Source organism: Flavobacterium sp., from assembly GCF_044373165.1.
Classification (GTDB): Bacteria; Bacteroidota; Bacteroidia; order Flavobacteriales; family Flavobacteriaceae; genus Flavobacterium.
This window is the reverse complement of sequence record NZ_JBILQL010000042.1, coordinates 1-18,792: the sequence shown is the minus strand read 5'-3', so window position 1 is coordinate 18,792 and position 18,792 is coordinate 1. Positions and strand designations below refer to the sequence as shown.

The following is an 18,792-nucleotide window of genomic DNA, read 5'->3' as shown; positions in this document are numbered from 1 at the left end:
TCGGACGCACATAAATGTTCATCAAATCAGTGTTGCCAATCGTTTTGGCCAAGGTCAATTTGGCAAAAGTACCATCCGCCAAACTGTCTTTAACCTGGCTGTAAAATTCGGAAAAAGTTTCGGTAAAAATCATAGCAACTTTAAAAAAGATGTAATCATTAAATTGAAATAATAATTGAATTTAAATACAATTAACGAATCTTATTTACCCATTAACAATTTCATTACTGCAATTTGCTCTTTTAGGGCTTGTATGGTTTCTTCGTATTGTAGGATGAGTTTTTCGGGCATATTGATATGATTAATTCCAATATAACCATCTTGTTTACAATTATTAAAAACTTGCTTTTCATCAAACCCTAAAACTTCCATGGCGGAAACACCTAAAATTTCACTTATTTCATTCAACCTATTAATGGTCAACTGCGTTTCTCCCGTTTCTATTTTACTATACGCACGGGTAGATAACCCTAACTTTTGAGCCATATACTCTTGCGTAAAATTCTTCAATTCGCGTATTTGTTTGATCTTGGTTTCGGGTTGTTGTATCATAAAAACATGTATTTATAGTTCAAAATTAGAACTTTTTAATCAAATAAAGGAATTTTTAAATAATGTTTTTTTGAGGTTGTGAGGTATTTTTGTTTTTAAAGTTATTTATAATTATTTATGAATGAAATAACCTTGCCACATGCCAACAACACAATAATTCCAATTCTGGATTTAGTTGACTATTTCCAAAAGAATAAATTCAACTACTTAATTGTTGGGTCTACACAAGTTTCACTCCAAAATCATCCCAAACCGAATTCTTTGGATGTTTGGTTTCGTTCACACCCTAATGTTATGAACTACAGAGACACTTGCCAATCAGTAAATATTGTCATAAGCCAAATTATTAAGCACGAATCATTTTCTTTAGGATTAAGAAAATGCCCAAAAACGAATAGAATGTGTAAAGCTTTGGTGTATTGTAATCATAAAAAATAAAATGAAAAACAAACTAAAAAATAGAATATGAAAAACATTTTTACCCTTTTAACACTTTTCTCTTTTACTTCGATTTTTGCTATTGATCGTTTTGTTGATCCAAATTTATCCTCAGGCAATGGAACTACTTTATTTACAACTATCACCTCTGCGGTTAATGCTGCGGTTAATGGTGACCGAATAATTGTGGCTACCAATACATATAATGAAGGAACTCTCACAATAGATAAATCTTTAAAAATCATTCCACAAACAGCTGGAGCAACTATTAATTTTAATGCAAATATTAACATTGCTGGATTTTCTGGAATGAAATTGGAAATCATAGGTTTTAATTTAGGGATATATTCTATTAGTTCAAATCCTATTTCTAATGGTATTGCCACAAATCGAGCAAAAGTTTCAATAATAGAATGTTCTATTTCAAATGTTGTATTTGATAATGATTTTTATGAGTTAAATCTTTTAAAATCAATTATTAGTGGTAATGCCACATTTAGATTTGGAAACATTGTTTCAAATAGTATGTTAAATTGTTATTTAATGGATGAATCACTAACAAATCAAAATGCGATGGATAAAAATTTTATTGTTAATAATACTATTACAAACGACACTTTTATTTTTAATGATAATTATAAGTTTATTTTATCAAATAATTCATTAAAAAATCTATTTGTAAGTAAATGGGTTTTAGCTTTAACCAATACAAATTATATTATGAATAATGTGTTTAATTCCAATTGCAAATTATATTTTGCCTCTTTTTTCCAATTATCAAGTAATTGGGGAGGATGCGGACCAGACGTAAGTTGTTATTTGCAGTTAGGAAGTGTAGGCTTAGTTTATAATTTTAAATTTGTCAATAATAAATTTTTAGGTAGTATACTTTATGCGAGACGAAACACATCTTTAGTTTTTCCAAATGCATTTGGATGTTTGGTATATGGAAGTAGCTATAATACAGTTGTTAATGAAGCAACATATAGCAGTACAGCAACAGATTGTCCCAATGTTTATGCGAATGGCTTTTTTGAATGGTCATATAATGGTGTTACTAATTTACAAACTTTAAACGGTAGTTTAGTTTATACAAACATAAGCGGTCCAACCAATGACATAGATGGTGGTAATCCAAACCATGATTATTATGACATTGATTTAACTATCAATGACAGAGGGATTAATGGGGGTCCTTATTCACAATTAAATTATAATGCTACAAATCCAAATAACAGCAAGGCATTTATTTTTGATTTGGAGATGCCTACTGATTTGTTTGAAGGACAAAATGTAAATATCAAGGCTAAAGGATATCATAAAAACTAATACAAATGAAAAAGATACTTGTATTAATTGTAGTTTTTTGTCAGTTGAGTTTGGCTCAAAATCGAAATATTACCGCAGCAGAATATTTTTGGGGAAATATTGACCCAGGTAATGGTAATGGCACAGCACTCACAGCAGAAGATGGAACGTTTAATGAAGCGGTTGAAAGTGTAATAGCTAATTATTCAAATAATCAAACTACTGTTGGTCCAGTTCTCTTTAATATTAGAGTTAAAGATGCTAATAATCAATGGGGATCTACTTTTAAAAAAGTAGTTTTTATATTACCCGGAGCTACCGGTTCGTTTCGTCAAGTAAATTTAACCAAGTTCGAATATTTCTTTGGTAATTTTGATCCAGGAGAAGGTTCAGGAACTACAATTATTACCTTTGATGGTGCATTAGACGAGGCGATAGAAACAGTTTTTAGAAGTCAGGCAACTTGGGATGTATCCTCAGGTCCAATTTTATTTAATATTCGTGCCAAGGATTCAGATGGGAGATGGGGCCCTTTATTTAAGAAAACTATTTTCCCTTATGGAGCTAATCCAAATGCACAACTCATACAAGAGGGAGATTCTATTGAAATATGCCAAGGGTCAAGTGTTACGCTAACCTATAATGGCCCCAACGGTTATACTCCTACATGGTTTGATGGCAGCCAAGGAAATACGGTAACTTTTACACCAACTCAAGCGGGTATTGTTTCTGTTACTGCAACATTAGAAAACAGCACCTATACCGATTCAATTAATATAATTTTCAAACCCCAACCTACTTCAACAATAACTCCTTCAGGACAAATTTTAGTTTGTGCCTCGAGCAACTTTTCATTACAAGCTAACACGGGAACAGGTTTAAGTTATCAATGGTTTTTGAATGGGAATGCAATTTCAAATGCAACAAACGCAACCCATTTACCAACCGCAGTTGGCTCATATACAGTTAGAGTTACAGATGCAACAACCACTTGTTCTAAAGTATCAAATCCAACCTTATTATCTACAACATTTACTCCACAACCTATTGGTACAGTTAATTATTGTGGAACTCAAATAATATCGGTTCCTTTTGGTTCTTCAAATTCCTATCAATGGAAAAAAGATAATTTAAATATAACTGGCGCCAATTCAAATAGCTATACAGCTTCACAGCCGGGTATTTACACTTGCGTTATTTCTAATGGAAGTTGTTCGGTAACTAGCACAAGCGTTATATTAAATCCTATTGCTGCTGCACCTATTGCTAACTCAAATCAAACCTTTAATATTGGAGACACTTTAGCAAATTTAATTGTAAATGGAACAAACTTGCAGTGGTACAGTAGCTCAACTGACGGGACAACTTTGCCCTTAAATACAGTCTTGGTGACCGGCACAACATATTATGTGAGTCAAACAATTAACGGTTGTGAAAGTTCGAGAACTGCAATCACGGTAACGCAAGCATTGAACAATAATTCATTTGAACTAGATAATTTTTTACTTTATCCCAACCCAACAAATGGAATACTTAATTACAAATCTTCGGAAATTATTTTAGAAATAAAAATTTATAATATGCTAGGTCAACTGGTGTTTGAACAATTAATAAATAATACTGAAGGATTTTTTAACATACACAATTTACCAATAGGCAACTACCTTGTAAAAGTAAATAACAATCATAAATCATATTCAATTATCAAATATTAGGATACAATCCTTGATTAATAGATAAAAAAACCAGCAAAATTTTGCTGGTTTTTTATTAAGTACTTAAAGAACTAAAGAAGTCGTTTCCTTTGTCGTCGGTAATAATAAACGCGGGGAAATCTTTCACCGTAATTTTGCGAACAGCTTCCATGCCTAATTCTTCAAAATCCACCACTTCTACTTTCAAAATATTTTCTTTGGCCAAAATAGCTGCCGGTCCGCCAATAGAACCTAAATAGAAACCACCGTATTTTTTACAAGCGTTCATGACGTCTTTACTGCGATTGCCTTTGGCCAACATAATCATGCTACCGCCGTGACTTTGGAATTCGTCTACATACACATCCATTCGACCAGCAGTAGTTGGCCCGAAACTACCCGAAGGCATACCTTCCGGGGTTTTGGCCGGTCCTGCATAATACACCGGATGGTTTTTAAAGTATTCCGGCATTGGTTTTCCGGCATCCAAAAGTTCTTTGATTTTGGCGTGGGCAATATCACGGGCTACAATTACGGTTCCGTTTAATTTCAAACGGGTTTTGATTGGGTATTTGCTTAACTCAGCTAAGATTTCGTTCATCGGTCGGTTCAAATCAATTTCCACCGGCGCTTCCAAATGAGGTGGTACAGCCGGCAAAAACTGTTGCGGATTGGTTTCCAGTTGCTCCAAGAAGATCCCGTCTTTGGAAATTTTGGCTTTGATATTTCTATCGGCTGAACAAGAAACACCCAAGCCAACCGGACAAGAAGCGGCGTGTCTCGGCAAGCGAATAACGCGAACATCGTGGGCAAAATACTTACCTCCAAACTGCGCTCCAATGGCACTTTCTTGGCAAATTTGTAATACTTTTTGCTCCCATTCTAAATCGCGAAACGCCTGACCGGCCATATTCCCGGAAGTCGGTAAGTTGTCGAAATAACCGGCTGAGGCTTTTTTAACCGCGGCCAAGTTGGCTTCTGCCGAAGTGCCTCCAATTACTAAAGCCAAGTGATAAGGCGGACAAGCGGAAGTACCTAAATCTTTTATTTTTTCGCGAACGAACTCATTCATCGATTTTTCGTTCAAGAGCGATTTGGTTTTTTGGTATAAGAAAGTCTTGTTGGCGCTTCCACCTCCTTTGGCTAAGAACAAAAATTCGTAACTCGCTCCTTTTTTGGCATAAATATCAATTTGTGCCGGAAGGTTCGACCCTGAGTTTTTTTCTTCAAACATGGAAATGGGAACGATTTGAGAATACCGAAGATTTTTGATTTGATAAGAATTAAAAATTCCTTTCGAAAGCCATTCGGCATCGTCTACACCGGTAAACACGTTTTCGCCTTTTTTGGCCAAGACAATCGCTGTTCCGGTATCTTGACAAGACGGCAACTCACCTTCTACTGCAACTGCTGCATTTTGTAATAAGTTGTAGGCTACGAATCGGTCATTATCGGTCGCCTCCGGATCGTTTAGGATGTTTTCCAATTTCTGCAAATGCGAAGTACGCAGCATGAATGACACGTCTATCATCGCTTCTTGGGCTAACAATTCCAATCCTTTAGGGTCAACAGTAAGGATTTCTCTATCGCCTAATTGTTCTGTTTTTACAAAATCGGAAGTGATTTTTTTGTATTGCGTATCGTCTTTTAAAATGGGATACGGATCTTGGTATATGAAGTCCATAATGTAATTTTAATATAATAGCGTAAAGTTACGCAAAGTGCGTGACAGCTGAAATTAAATAATTGCTAAATTGGTGTAGTTGTTTCTTAAAAAAACCAACTCGCCACAAAAATGGCGGTAATCACACAAATCAAGTCTACTAAAAGCATGGTGCCTAAAGTGTAACGGGTATTTTTGATGTTGACGGAACCAAAGTAAACCGCAATTACATAAAAAGTAGTTTCGGCACTGCATTGGAAAATACAGCTCAACCGCGCGGTAAACGAATCCGGACCAAAATTGCGCATGGCATCAATCATAAACCCACGTGAACCACCGGAACTGAAAGGTCTCAACATGGCTACCGGCAGCGAATCCGTGATTTGTTTGCTCACGCCTATATTCGAAAAAGCAAACGAAATCCAATTGCTGATGATTTCAAAAAGACCACTGTTTCTGAAGAAAGAAATAGCGACCAACATCCCCATCACATAAGGGAAAATCTTCACTCCGGTTTGGAGTCCGTTATTGGCACCGGTCACAAATGCATCAAAAATAGTAGTGCTTTTGTCTACAAATTTCTTCTCATTGATAAAAGAAAATACTAAAGTAAAAGCAATAATAGCCACTAACATCAAGCCAGAAAGATTGGCTGTAAAAAAGTTTTTGCCTACTAAATCTAATCCATTAATATAAAACAACAATCCAACAATAGCGGCAACTACAGTCATTAACGCCACAATTAAAGTAGCACTTTTGAAGTTGATTTTTTGGCGAATTCCCACTATAATCATGGCGGCTATAGTTCCGATAAACGACGTGATGATACAGGGTAACATAACATCGGCAGGATTGGCGGCGTTTTCGGCGGCGCGATACCCAATAATTGAAGTTGGAATTAGTGTCAACCCTGCTGCGTGCAAGCACATAAACATGATTTGAGCATCACTGGCTTTGTCTTTTTCGGGATTGATTTCCTGTAAACTTTGCATCGCTTTTAAACCGAACGGTGTAGCGGCCGAATCCAATCCGAGGAAATTGGCAGCAAAGTTTAAAGTCATGTAAGATATCGATTCGTGGTTTTTAGGAACTGTTGGGAAGACTTTGGCAAAAACCGGACTGAGCCTTTTGGCTAATTTTTCAGCGGCGCCGGAAACTATCAGCAACTCCATCAAGCCGCAAAAGAAGGCCAAATAAGCAATTAAAGGAAGTATTAAATCGAGCAAACTGTTTTTACAAGTGGGCAACAAACCATCCGATTTTTGAACACCACTGTAGATTTTTACCGTTTTATTTTTGTAGACATAAGTTGTATCCGCATTTAAGGTATCTCGATTGATTACAAAAGATTGCTCTTCACTTTTTTGAATACTGTCTTGTATAAACTTTGGAATTTCGTTTAAGTATTTCTCTGAAATCAGAATAGGATCATCTTTTTTCCCGTTTAAAACGTAATCAATAGAATAGCTGTCTCCGGCAAATAAACTAAAAATCACAAAAGCAATAGATGCTACAAAGATGGCCAACCAAAATCTACTTAAAACCATAATCTTGTTTTTTGGTAAATATACTATTTCTCAAAAAGGCAGAGAAAAAAATTATTTATGGTTTGTGAAATTCATTTTCTAAAAAATTACAACAACAATCAATATTTGTTTGATGACTATTAAACATTTTATAAATTTTTATGATTAAATGCTAAAAACACAGCGTAATTCACTAAGATATATATATTTGTCTGCTTAAATCAACTGCTTATTTTCAACAAACTATGAAATACCACTTATTGCCTTTAATGGTATTGGCTTTTTTTACAACTTCGGTTTTCGGACAAACTCCTGAAGAAATAAAAACGATTACTTCTCAATATGATTTGTCGCTATTAAAGTCTAAACAAACTTATTATCGCAAAATTGCCAAAACTGAAAAAGAGAAAGCACAAGTACAAGCTGTTGCCAAAGGTTGGCCTGTTTTTGTAAAAAAAGACGATGGTAACATATTAGAGTTAATGCGGTTAACGCCAGATGGACATCCTATCTACTATTCAACAGAGAATGTAAATGCCGCAAGGGCTACTCGTGCCAGCTTTCTAAATAGTGGCGGTGGGATGGGATTAAATTTAAATGGACAAGGAATGACCGTTAGAGTTTGGGATGGTGGAAATGTAAGATCCAGCCATATTGCTTTTGGCGGAAGGGTTACTATTGGCGACAATTCCAGTACAGGAGCCAGTGGTCATGCGACTCACGTAACCGGTACTATTATCGCCAGCGCGAATCCGGCTGCTGTAAAAGGGATGGCTCCGGAAGCTTCTGCCATTACTTTCGATTGGAATGATGATGCGGCTGAAGCTATTTCAGAAGCACAAATGGGAATGTTGGTTTCTAACCATTCTTATGGTACTCCTATCACAAGTAATGGTAATATATTACCTTCTTGGTACATTGGAGCTTACACTTTTGGTGCTGGTGAATGGGATGATATAGCCTACAACGCCCCTTACTTTTTGCCTGTTATGTCAGCAGGTAATGAGGGTGGCAACGATGACAATAGCGATCCTATTGCTTTTGGATATGATAAACTTGTTGGAGATAAAACTGCTAAAAACAACTTGGTTGTAGCCAATTGTTTAGATGTATCAACTGATGCGGCGGGAAACATATCCGGTTTCATAGGTATAAATAGCTCGAGTAGTCAAGGGCCTACTGATGATATGAGGATAAAGCCGGATATTACTGGGAACGGTACCAACTTAACCTCAACCTTTAGCTCGAGTAATACCGCAACAGCTGTGCTTTCTGGAACCTCTATGGCTTCTCCAAATGTGGCCGGAACATTAATTTTATTACAACAACATTACAGAAACTTGACTACTGGTTTTATGCGTGCTGCTACCTTAAAAGGTTTGGCATGTCATACTGCTGATGATGCCGGTTTTGTTGGTCCGGATGCTACATTCGGCTGGGGATTATTAAATGCTAAAAGAGCCGCTGAAACCATTAGTAATAATGGACTAACTTCTTGGATTTCTGAAGAAAAACTGACTAACAGTCAAACTTATATCATGACTGTTAATTCAAACGGAACTTCTCCCTTAGTAGCCTCTATTACTTGGACCGATCTACCTGGTCTCATCAATTCAGGATCAAATGGTCCTAATGATCCTACACCGGTTTTGGTTAACGATTTAGATATCAGAATTACAAGAAACGGGACTACTTATTACCCTTGGAAACTTACCAATCCTGTCTCACTAGCTGTTAGAAATTCAGACAATAATGTTGACAATGTTGAATTAATCAAAATAGATACTCCTAATGCAGGAGAATACGTAATTACAGTTACACACAAAGGAAATTTAATAACCGGCAGCCAAAGATATTCATTGATTGTAACCGGAATCACATCTGCCTTTGCTTTGAACTCTAATTCTGCAGACGCTACTGTTTGTGCTTCCCAAAATGCTACATTTAGCTTTAATTATGCTCAGAATGGGGTTGGTAATACCAGTTTTTCAGCTGTTGGATTACCTGCCGGAGCAACTGCAAGTTTCTCTCCATCCTCATTGAGTACTAATGGAATAGTTACAATGACAATTTCCGGATTATCGAATGTAGCTCCCGGTGAATATTTTGTTGGAATACGTGGTTTTAATGGTGCTGAAAGCGAAATTCGCTACAAGTCATTACGTGTTTACAGTGCAGATTTTCAACCTATTGTTGTGAGCTCTCCCTTTAACGGACAAAATGGCTTGTCTACAACAGTAAATCTGAATTGGACAGCACAAGCCAATGCTACAAATTATCATGTACAAGTATCGCTATTTAACAACTTTTCAAGTACGGTAGCAGATAATTTTGTTACCACGAACACATTTACTATTAATGGTTTGAGTCAAGCCACTCGTTATTTTTGGAGAGTTATCCCAATGAACAATTGTGGAAGTATTGCCATAAACAATGCGCCGTTTTATGATTTTACAACCGGTAATTTATTTTGTGATGTAAACTTTACTGCAAATGATTATACCAATGCCTCAATTGCCTCAGTAGCCAATTCTGAAGCTTTTGTCCCTGTAACAGTAACAGGAGGATATACTATTGGAGATCTTAATGTGAATGTAGCCATTAATCATACTTGGGTTCAAGATTTGACGATTACTTTGGAAGGTCCGTCCAGTATAGGAAGTCCAGTAATAACACTGCAACAAGAAGCTTGTGCTGGTGAAAATAATATTAACTGTACTTATGACGATGAAGGAGGTGTTCCAACTTGTGTAGGTGATCCGGCCATCAGTGGTCTCATTGGACCATTGGAAAGTTTGAGTGTTTTGAACAATCTCAATGCTAACGGTGTTTGGATTTTACGTGTAAACGATCCTTATAATGAAGATGGTGGTGCTATTACAAATTTCAGTCTCAACATTTGTAGAGTTCAAGCTTCGGCATTAAATATATCTGATAATCCGCTACAAAACGCTACAGTTTATCCTAATCCAACTTCAGGTATTATTAATATTACTATTCCCTCTTTGAATGAAAAAACAACACTCACTGTTTATGATTTACAAGGCAGAATGGTATACACTGAAGCAACCAATCAAGTAGAAAACAGTATTAGACTGGAAGGCATACAAGATGGTGTTTATTTGGTTCAAATTGATAATAGCACCGGGAGTATTACCAAGAAAATCATACTAAAAAGAAACTAAAAAAAAGAGGTCGACATGACCTCTTTTTTTATACATGTAAAATCTCCTCTTCTATTAGTATGTCTTCGCGACGCAATCGAAGAAAGATTTGTGCCACTGCAATAACGTCTTTCTCACAGTATGTAACAATGCGATCAATGTCTTTTTCCACATAAAAAACATGGGCTACTTGACTGCCGTCGATATCACCTTTAGGTGAAGGAATACCTAAAATTTTGGTCAATAATTTTAAGGAAGTAAAATGCTTATAGTCGCCAAACTTCCACAATTCCAAAGTGTCTAAATGCGGAATTTCCCAAGGTTTTTTTCCAAACAAATTGAGCTTATTCGGAATGGCAATTTGGTTGATGATCATACGACGGGCAATAAACGGAAAATCAAATTCTTTGGCATTATGACCGCAAAACAAATGTTGTGCACCATTGAAATGGGTATCTAACAAATTGGCGAAATCCTTTAGAATCTTCTTCTCTTCACCGAAAAAGGAGGTCACCCTAAAATTTCTAATGTCGCTTTTGTTAGCAAAATAGCCAACCGAAATACAAACGATTTTACCAAACTCGGCCCAAATTCCGGCGCGGTCATAGAAATCTTCCGGAGTGTATTCGTCGCGTCTTTGGTATTGCGTTTTTTGCTCCCAAAGTAGTTTCATCTCCTCATCTAAGGCGTTGAAGTTGTCTTCCTCCGGAACAGTTTCGATGTCGAGAAAGAGTATATTGTTGAGTGGGATTTTTTCAATCATTATAATAAATTTAAGAAATAACCGACTTAAAAGTAAACATTTATTTTAAATATGAAAGAAAAATACTTAAAAAAGTGATTGTTGTATGGTTGGGCTTTCATGCTCTAACAACCATTTTTTGCGCCATAAACCGCCGGCATAACCGGTTAATGAACCATTAGAGCCAATTACCCGATGACACGGGACTACAATCCACAAAGGGTTTTTACCATTAGCCGAAGCTACGGCACGAATGGCTTTGACATCGCCTAACTTTTTAGATAAATCGAGATAAGACATCGTTTTGCCAAACGGAATGCGTAATAATTCCTGCCATACTTTTTGTTGGAATTCGGTACCCGAAGGATTCATTTTGAAATTGAACTCGGTTCTTTTATCTTAGAAATACTCTTGGAGTTGTTGGATCGCTTCTTTTAAAACTTCCGGAATGGCATTGGTGATTTCGCCTTCTTCTAAAATGGAAATTACAGTAATCCCGTTTTCATCGCCGGCAATTTTGGCGACGCCGAGTGGTGTTTTGATGAAGGCGGTTTCCATGTGATAAAGATAATTATTTTAACCACAAAGCACACGAAGAAGTCACGAAGGTCGCGAAGAATTATTTTGAGAAACTATAGATGTAATCTTCTAAGGCTTGCAATTCTTCGTCGCTCATTTTTTTGGTGATGGCGAAGTTGGTTTTCATCACCTCGTACTGACTTGGGTCAACAATGGGTTCGCTTTCTTCTTTTAGAAAAGCTACGATGCTGCCTTTTTTTTCTTGGTAGATTTTAGCGATTTCTGTAATGCTTGGCCCGATGACTTTTTGATCGGGTAAATGGCAGGCGGTGCAGGTTCCTTTGCCTTCAAATAATTCCTGACCGGAAATGGCTACTGCGGTATTGTCTTGTTTGGGTTGACCGTAATTGTTTTCGGTTTCTTTTTTACAAGACGTGAAGGTTATGATAAAAGTGAGTAATAATATTCTTTTCATTGTTTACAAAAATTCAATACAAATCCTAATTAGCCCCGATGGGAGTATTTACCTTGTAGTGCGGACAGCGGGAAAATGGATAACTGATAAATCCCGAGCCACTCGCTCCTATTTTTGATTCAGTAAAATCGCCGCTTCTTTGGCGAAATAGGTCGAAATCAAACTGGCACCGGCTCTTTTAATACACATCAATTGCTCCATCATGATTTTGTCGTGGTCGAGCCAACCTCTTTCGGAAGCGGCTTTGATCATGGCATATTCTCCGGAAACATGGAAAACCGTTACGGGAACATTCACGGCGTTTTTGACTTCGCGAACGATGTCCAAATAAGCAATTCCGGGTTTGACCATGACCATATCAGCACCTTCTTCAACGTCCATTAAGGCTTCTTTGATGGCTTCGAGGCGGTTGGCGTAATCCATTTGGTAAGTCTTTTTGTCTTTGGGAACGACTACATCGGCTTCTCTTGGCGCACTGTCCAACGCATCGCGAAACGGACCATAAAAGGCCGAAGCATATTTGGCCGAATAACTCATAATCCCTACGTTTTGAAAACCTGCAGCGTCTAAACCTTGGCGCAATCTTAAAACGCGTCCGTCCATCATGTCGCTTGGTGCTACAAAATCGGCGCCGGCTTGGGCATGAGAAACCGCCATTTTCACCAAAGCGTCATTGGTGGCATCATTAGCCACATCACCGTTTTCGATGATACCGTCGTGGCCATAAATTGAATATGGATCTAAGGCTACATCAGGCATGACAATCATTTCCGGACAAGCGGCTTTGATTTCGCGAATGGCGCGTTGCATCAATCCGTTGGGATTCCAGGCTTCTTTACCGGTGTTGTCTTTTAGGCTTTCGTCCACTTTTACGTAGATATTAACAGCGCGAATGCCTAATGCGAATAGTTCTTTGACTTCTTCCACCGTTAAATCGATTGAACGACGAAAAATACCCGGCATAGAGGCAATCTCTGATTGGTATTTTTCACCTTCTGCTATGAACATGGGAAACATAAAGTCGGCCGGACTTAATGTGGTTTCTCGAACTAAACTTCTTATGGATTCGTTAACTCTTAAACGACGACCTCTTTGTAATGGGAACATATTTTTAGCTTTTAGCTGTTAGCGATTAGCTTTCAGCGTTATTTAATTTTATTATTAATCCGTTGAGCATTTTTTTGACTTCTTCTATTTGTTTCAAAAGGATTTGACCTTGCTCTTTTTCCAGAAAATTTAATTCGATACTCAAAAATATTTGATATTCTAATTCATTGGCTGAACCGAACGAAATGTATAGAAATCGACAAAAATCTTTATCAGAATTTCTGCCACAACCTTCTGCAATATTGGTTGGGATAGATGATGAAGATCTTTTGATTTGACTCGTCAAACCAAACATTTCGTCTTTCGGAAAAGTTGGCAGCATTTTATAAACATCTAAAGTTAGCTGATGTGATTTCTCCCAAACTGAAAACTTATTATAATCTCTCATCTCATTTACATCTGATGGCTAATAGCTAAAAGCTGACAGCTAAATTACCCAATCAATCGGGTTTGTTAATACCTTAATCAATTTCTCTTCTTCACTACCCGCTTTAGGATGATGGTCGTAAACCCATTGCACGTGTGGTGGTAAACTCATCAAAATCGATTCGATGCGACCGTTGGTTTTTAGACCGAATAACGTGCCTTTGTCGTGTACCAAATTGAATTCGACATAGCGACCGCGGCGGATTTCCTGCCAGGTTTTTTGTTCGGGTGAATAAGACAACTCTTTTCTTTTTTCGACAATTGGCACATAAGCTTCACAAAAACTATTGCCGACTTCGGTTACGAAATGGTACCAATCTTCCATTTTCATGGTTTCTGATTCTTTGCAATAATCGAAGAACAAACCGCCGATTCCGCGGGCTTCGTTTCGGTGTGCATTCCAAAAATAAGCGTCGCATTGTTTTTTGTATTTCGGATAGAACTCAGGATTATGCTTATCGCAAGCGGTTTTACAGGTTTGGTGAAAATGTTTCGCATCTTCTTCAAACAAATAATACGGCGTTAAATCTTGTCCGCCACCGAACCAAGAATTGATTACGTTTCCGTTATCATCATACATTTCGAAATAGCGCCAATTGGCGTGAACCGTTGGCACCATTGGGCTTTTGGGATGAATGACTAAACTCAATCCGCAGGCAAAGAAATCGGCTTCTCCTACTCCGAACATTTTTTGCATCGTCTCCGGTAATTTTCCGTGAACGGCTGAAATGTTGACACCGCCTTTTTCGAAAACTTGACCGTTTTCCATTACGCGTGTTCTTCCGCCGCCGCCTTCCGGTCGTTTCCAAAGGTCTTCACGGAATTTCGCAACGCCATCGACTGCTTCTAAAGCCGATGTGATTTGGTCTTGGAGTTGAAGTATGTATTGATAGAATTTATCTTTCATTTTATTAGCTTTTAGCTAAAAGCTGTTAGCTGACAGCTATTTATATTCTTTCACTGCTTCTACAAATGCCTTGGCATGATCTACCGGAATGTTAGGTAAAATGCCGTGGCCAAGGTTGACGATGTAATTGTCTTTGCCGAATTCGTCTATCATTTCGTGTACCATTTTTTTGATGGTTGGAATAGGCGACAAAAGTCTAGACGGGTCAAAATTGCCTTGTAAAGTGATTCTTCCACCGGATAAATAACGGGCATTTCTTGGCGAACACGTCCAATCTACGCCAAGTGCAGATGCTTTGGATTTGGCCATGTCGTTTAAAGCAAACCAACAACCTTTTCCGAACACGATTACTTTGGTATCTTCGGCTAAAGCTTCAACGATTTGGTTGATGTATTGCCAAGAAAACTCTTGATAATCAACCGGTGATAACATGCCGCCCCAAGAATCAAAAATTTGAATGGCGTTACAACCCGCTTTTACTTTTTCTTTCAAATATAATATGGTGGTGTCGGTGATTTTTTGCAGTAAAGTATGCGCAGCCACCGGGTTTGAAAAACAAAATCCTTTGGCAGTATCGAAACTTTTCGAGCCTTTTCCTTCTACAGCGTAGCAGAAGATTGTCCATGGTGAACCGGCGAAACCAATTAATGGTACTTCGTCGTTCAACATTTCTTTGGTCAATTTTACGGCGTCCATCACATAGCCTAAAGTTTCGTGTATGTTCGGAACAAAAACCTGATTGACTTGTTCCATCGTGCGAATCGGGTTGGGAATAATAGGTCCCAAATTGTCTTTCAACTCTACGTGGATTCCCATGGCTCTTGGTACTACCAAGATATCCGAAAACAAAATAGCGGCATCCGGTTTTACAATTCGGATAGGTTGTACTGTGATTTCGGCCGCTAATTCAGGGGTTTCGCAACGGGTGAAAAAATCGTATTTGTCGCGCAAGGCTCTGAACTCAGGTAAATATCTTCCGGCTTGGCGCATCATCCATACCGGTGGCCGTTCAACGGTTTCATTGTTTAAGGCGCGAAGGAATAAGTCGTTTTTAATCATAATTTTAATTACTGTTTGGCTGTGGCCAAATTATATTTTATTAAAAAATTCTATACTTTTTATAATGGTACTCTCAATATTGGGCATGTTGGCTATGACCACTTTGCCGGTAATGTCTTTCAGCGCTTTAGCAGTTGTACCACCGATGCTAAAACAAACTTCATCTCGAATGGTATTGGTTTTTAAAAAACTTTGCACGCCTGACGGACTAAAAAATAAAATCGCATTCAAATCATCGGCTGCTTTATGTGGTGTTAAAACGGTTTCATACACTTCTATTTCTTCAAAAACTACCTGAGCCAATGTTAAGGAATCGGGCAATATATCCCTTCTCAAATTCCCGCAAAAGAACGTAAAACTGTTTTTAAAATATTGGTTACAAATAATAGAAGCCAATTCTGAGGCGTAATCAGAACTTGCGATAACTTCAAAGCCGCTTTGTTCTAATAATGCCTTTGTTTTTTCGCCTACACAAAAACACTTTCGGGTTTTTATTTCGGCTATTCTTTCATTTTCTAAAACACTTTCGACGGCATTTTGACTGGTGAAAATTAAATATTCATTGATGGTGCTAAGGGTAAACTGTTTGTTCGCTACTTTGATAAAATCGGCGTCTTCAACTGAAAAATTCGCGCTCAACAGCAGTTGCTTTTGGTTGTCCGTAAGCTTCTTGGTTGACAATATGCGAATTTGGAATTCCATCTTTACGCTTGGTGTTTGAGTTGTTTTTTTATTTCAACCATCAATTCGCTTCCACCGCTTTCCAAAATTTCTTGTGCCGAATAAAAGCCTAACTTTTTCCATTGGGAAATATCCACTGCTTTACTGATTTCAATTTTTAGTTTTCCGTCCAACGAAAGCAAACATCCGTTAAATTCTATGGTGTCATCATCTTGATTGTATTGGGCCAAAGCACCGATTGGCGCAGTACAACCGCCTTCTAAGGTTCTTAAAAACTGTCTTTCTATATAAGTACAAATTTCGGTTTCAATATCATTCAGTTGTGAAACAGCATCAATAGTATAATCATCATTGCCCATAGCCACTACTACCATAGCGCCTTGAGCCGGTGCAGGAATCATCCAATCGAGATTGACAAAAGTTTCCGGTTTTAAATTGATTCGTTCCAAACCGGCCGCAGCGAAAACCGCTCCGCTCCAATCATTGTCTTGCAACTTTTGCATGCGGGTATTTACATTGCCGCGTAAGTCTACTACGGTATGATTTGGATATTTGTTAAGCCATTGTGCTTGTCGGCGTAAACTTCCGGTGGCTATAGTGGCGTTTTCGTTTAAAAAATCTGTGTTGCCTTTGTGGACCAAAATATCCAGCACATTGGCTCTTTGCAAAACCGCGGCTTGTACGATTCCGATGGGTAAGGCAGTCGGAACATCTTTCATAGAATGTACAGCAATATCTACGTCACCGTTGATCATGGCAATGTCTAAAGTTTTGGTAAAAATTCCGGTGATGCCGAGTTCGTACAGCGGTTTGTCTAAAATGATATCACCTTGGGATTTAACCGCTACAATTTCGGTGGAATAGCCTAAATCGTTTAGTTTTTTTTGAACGGTGTAAGCTTGCCAAAGGGCTAATTCGCTGTCGCGAGTTCCTATTCTGATTGTTTTGGCCATCTTATTTAGAAGTGGTTTCTATCTGAAAAATTTTCTCTATCCACTCGATACTTTCATCCACCATGGTATTGTCATCCTTTAAATGATTGGCAAAATGATTGGTAATCTTTTGGATGATTCTGGCGCTGATTAATTCGGCTTGTTGCTCATCAAAGTTGGCTATTTTTTTGCGCTGTACATTTAACTCACCGTCTTTGATGGAATTGAGTTTTTCCTTTAAAGCATGAATGGTTGGGGCAAATTTGCGTTGCTTGGTCCAAGCGATGAATTCGTCTTTTATTTCTTCAATGATGGCCTCGGCAGCCGGAATGTGTTTTTTACGGTTTTCCAATGTTTCATCGGTCATTTGCGATAAATGATCCATATGAACCAAGGTAACGTCTTTCACATCCTGAACATTTTCGTTAACGTTTTTCGGGATGGATAGGTCCAAAATCAGCAACGGTTTTTTCAAGTTCAAAATCGCTTTGTCTACGGTTGGGTTTTGCGCACCGGTAGCTACCACTAACACATCCGCTTTTTGAATTTCCAATTGCAAATCGACATAATCTTTCACAATTACATCTAACTTTCTGGCCAAACGTTCGGCTTTGTCTTTGGTACGATTGATAAGTGTGATTTGCTCGTGTTTGGTATGTTTGACCAAATTTTCACAAGTGTTTCTTCCAATTTTTCCGGTACCGAAAAGCAAAATGTTTTTGTTGGCGATGTCTTCTACATTGTTAAAAATGTAACGCACGGCAGCAAAAGAAACGGAAGTCGCGCCCGAAGAAATCTCGGTTTCATTCTTAATGCGTTTGCTGGCCTGAATCACCGCATTCACCAATCGTTCCATAAAAGCATTGGCTAACTGACAGTTTTTGCTTTCTACGAAGGCCGATTTGATTTGGCTGATGATTTCAAAATCGCCTAAAATCTGACTGTCTAAACCGGTTCCTACCCTAAACATGTGGGAAACGGCTTCTTGGTTTTTATACACATAAGCTACCTTTTGGAAATCTTCCACGGTACCTTGACTGTTTTCACAAAGTAATTTGATGAGTTGGAAAGGATGTTGGGCGAAACCGTAAATTTCAGTACGATTACACGTTGATGTCACGATAAGTGCTTCAATACCTTCGGCTTGCGCTTGTATCAAAACGTTACTTTTGGCGTTATCATCTAAGCTGAATTTACCTCTCATTTCGGCATCGGCTTTCTTATAACTTAAGCCAACCGCATAAAAAGTACTATGCTTTGATATGTTTCCGTGTTCCATAAATTGCTCTTTCCCTAAAAGTGAAACAAAGTTATTGCTATCGATTTTATAAAAGTAACGCTAAAAGAACTTTTTGTGTCGCTCAGAGATATTTTTAAACGCAATCGTCTTTTTATCGTTATTTCTTTTAATTTTGTAATGAAATCAAGTGCTCAGAATGAATTTATGTAGACTCATTCTAAATAACATTTTGATTTCGCTTCCCAATCATAAACGAAAAAATATCGCTATGGGTTCTAAAGAAGAAATAAAAATTGACGACGAGTTTATTTTGATTCGTTTTCAAAACGACACAGAAGAGGTCATTACCTTTGAAAGGC

15 protein-coding genes and 1 pseudogene are annotated in these 18,792 nt (G+C 37.8%); 3 read left to right on the top strand and 13 right to left on the bottom strand.

Annotation, left to right across the window (positions count from 1 at the left end):
* Window positions 1-201: 201 nt before the first annotated feature.
* On the bottom strand, window positions 202-552 hold the full coding sequence (locus tag ACIQ32_RS07175; protein ID WP_396195007.1) for a helix-turn-helix domain-containing protein: 351 nt from the start codon (window positions 550-552) through the stop codon (window positions 202-204).
* A 465-nt stretch (window positions 553-1,017) separates the two neighbouring features.
* Between ACIQ32_RS07175 and ACIQ32_RS07170 the strand changes: the two genes are divergently transcribed.
* Window positions 1,018-2,319 carry a hypothetical protein gene (locus ACIQ32_RS07170; protein ID WP_396195006.1) on the top strand — a complete coding sequence of 434 codons (1,302 nt, stop codon included), beginning with the start codon at window positions 1,018-1,020 and terminating at the stop codon, window positions 2,317-2,319.
* Window positions 2,320-2,324: 5 nt separating this feature from the next.
* The gene (locus ACIQ32_RS07165; RefSeq protein WP_396195005.1) at window positions 2,325-4,013 is read left to right on the top strand and encodes a T9SS type A sorting domain-containing protein; all 1,689 of its coding nucleotides are present in this window, start codon (window positions 2,325-2,327) and stop codon (window positions 4,011-4,013) included.
* A gap of 55 nt (window positions 4,014-4,068) precedes the next feature.
* Here ACIQ32_RS07165 and ACIQ32_RS07160 read toward each other — a convergent pair whose 3' ends face one another.
* Both ACIQ32_RS07160 and ACIQ32_RS07155 read right to left on the bottom strand, forming a co-directional pair.
* On the bottom strand, window positions 4,069-5,676 hold the full coding sequence (locus ACIQ32_RS07160) for a fumarate hydratase (RefSeq protein ID WP_396195004.1): 1,608 nt from the start codon (window positions 5,674-5,676) through the stop codon (window positions 4,069-4,071).
* A gap of 86 nt (window positions 5,677-5,762) precedes the next feature.
* Window positions 5,763-7,202, bottom strand: a complete 1,440-nt coding sequence (locus ACIQ32_RS07155; protein WP_396195003.1) for a nucleoside recognition domain-containing protein — start codon at window positions 7,200-7,202, stop codon at window positions 5,763-5,765.
* A 224-nt stretch (window positions 7,203-7,426) separates the two neighbouring features.
* On the opposite strand from ACIQ32_RS07155, the gene ACIQ32_RS07150 reads away from it, so the two are divergent.
* The gene (locus ACIQ32_RS07150; protein WP_396195002.1) at window positions 7,427-10,366 is read left to right on the top strand and encodes a S8 family serine peptidase; all 2,940 of its coding nucleotides are present in this window, start codon (window positions 7,427-7,429) and stop codon (window positions 10,364-10,366) included.
* A 28-nt stretch (window positions 10,367-10,394) separates the two neighbouring features.
* On the opposite strand, the gene ACIQ32_RS07145 is transcribed toward ACIQ32_RS07150, so the two are convergent.
* The 10 genes and pseudogenes from ACIQ32_RS07145 to hemA all read right to left on the bottom strand — a co-directional run bounded on the left by ACIQ32_RS07145 (window position 10,395) and on the right by hemA (window position 18,472).
* Window positions 10,395-11,108 carry a 3'-5' exonuclease gene (locus ACIQ32_RS07145; protein ID WP_396195001.1) on the bottom strand — a complete coding sequence of 238 codons (714 nt, stop codon included), beginning with the start codon at window positions 11,106-11,108 and terminating at the stop codon, window positions 10,395-10,397.
* A gap of 66 nt (window positions 11,109-11,174) precedes the next feature.
* A pseudogene (locus tag ACIQ32_RS07140) lies at window positions 11,175-11,645 on the bottom strand (methylated-DNA--[protein]-cysteine S-methyltransferase).
* 61 nt (window positions 11,646-11,706) lie between these two features.
* Entirely contained in the window at window positions 11,707-12,081 is a 375-nt protein-coding gene (locus tag ACIQ32_RS07135; RefSeq protein WP_396195000.1) for a c-type cytochrome, read from the bottom strand.
* A 108-nt stretch (window positions 12,082-12,189) separates the two neighbouring features.
* A complete protein-coding gene (hemB, locus tag ACIQ32_RS07130) occupies window positions 12,190-13,188 on the bottom strand; it encodes a porphobilinogen synthase (protein WP_396194999.1) in 999 nt (332 codons plus the stop codon).
* 25 nt (window positions 13,189-13,213) lie between these two features.
* Entirely contained in the window at window positions 13,214-13,576 is a 363-nt protein-coding gene (locus ACIQ32_RS07125; RefSeq protein WP_396194998.1) for a four helix bundle protein, read from the bottom strand.
* 39 nt (window positions 13,577-13,615) lie between these two features.
* Window positions 13,616-14,521: an oxygen-dependent coproporphyrinogen oxidase gene (gene hemF, locus ACIQ32_RS07120; protein ID WP_396194997.1), complete on the bottom strand. Its 906-nt coding sequence runs from the start codon at window positions 14,519-14,521 to the stop codon at window positions 13,616-13,618.
* Window positions 14,522-14,557: 36 nt separating this feature from the next.
* Entirely contained in the window at window positions 14,558-15,580 is a 1,023-nt protein-coding gene (hemE, locus tag ACIQ32_RS07115; RefSeq protein WP_396194996.1) for a uroporphyrinogen decarboxylase, read from the bottom strand.
* Window positions 15,581-15,610: 30 nt separating this feature from the next.
* Window positions 15,611-16,282, bottom strand: coding sequence for a uroporphyrinogen-III synthase (locus ACIQ32_RS07110; protein WP_396194995.1), 672 nt, complete (start codon window positions 16,280-16,282; stop codon window positions 15,611-15,613).
* 2 nt (window positions 16,283-16,284) lie between these two features.
* Window positions 16,285-17,214, bottom strand: coding sequence for a hydroxymethylbilane synthase (hemC, locus tag ACIQ32_RS07105; RefSeq protein ID WP_396194994.1), 930 nt, complete (start codon window positions 17,212-17,214; stop codon window positions 16,285-16,287).
* Between the two features lies 1 nt (window position 17,215).
* A complete protein-coding gene (gene hemA / locus ACIQ32_RS07100; RefSeq protein WP_396194993.1) occupies window positions 17,216-18,472 on the bottom strand; it encodes a glutamyl-tRNA reductase in 1,257 nt (418 codons plus the stop codon).
* Between the last annotated feature and the right edge of the window lie 320 nt (window positions 18,473-18,792).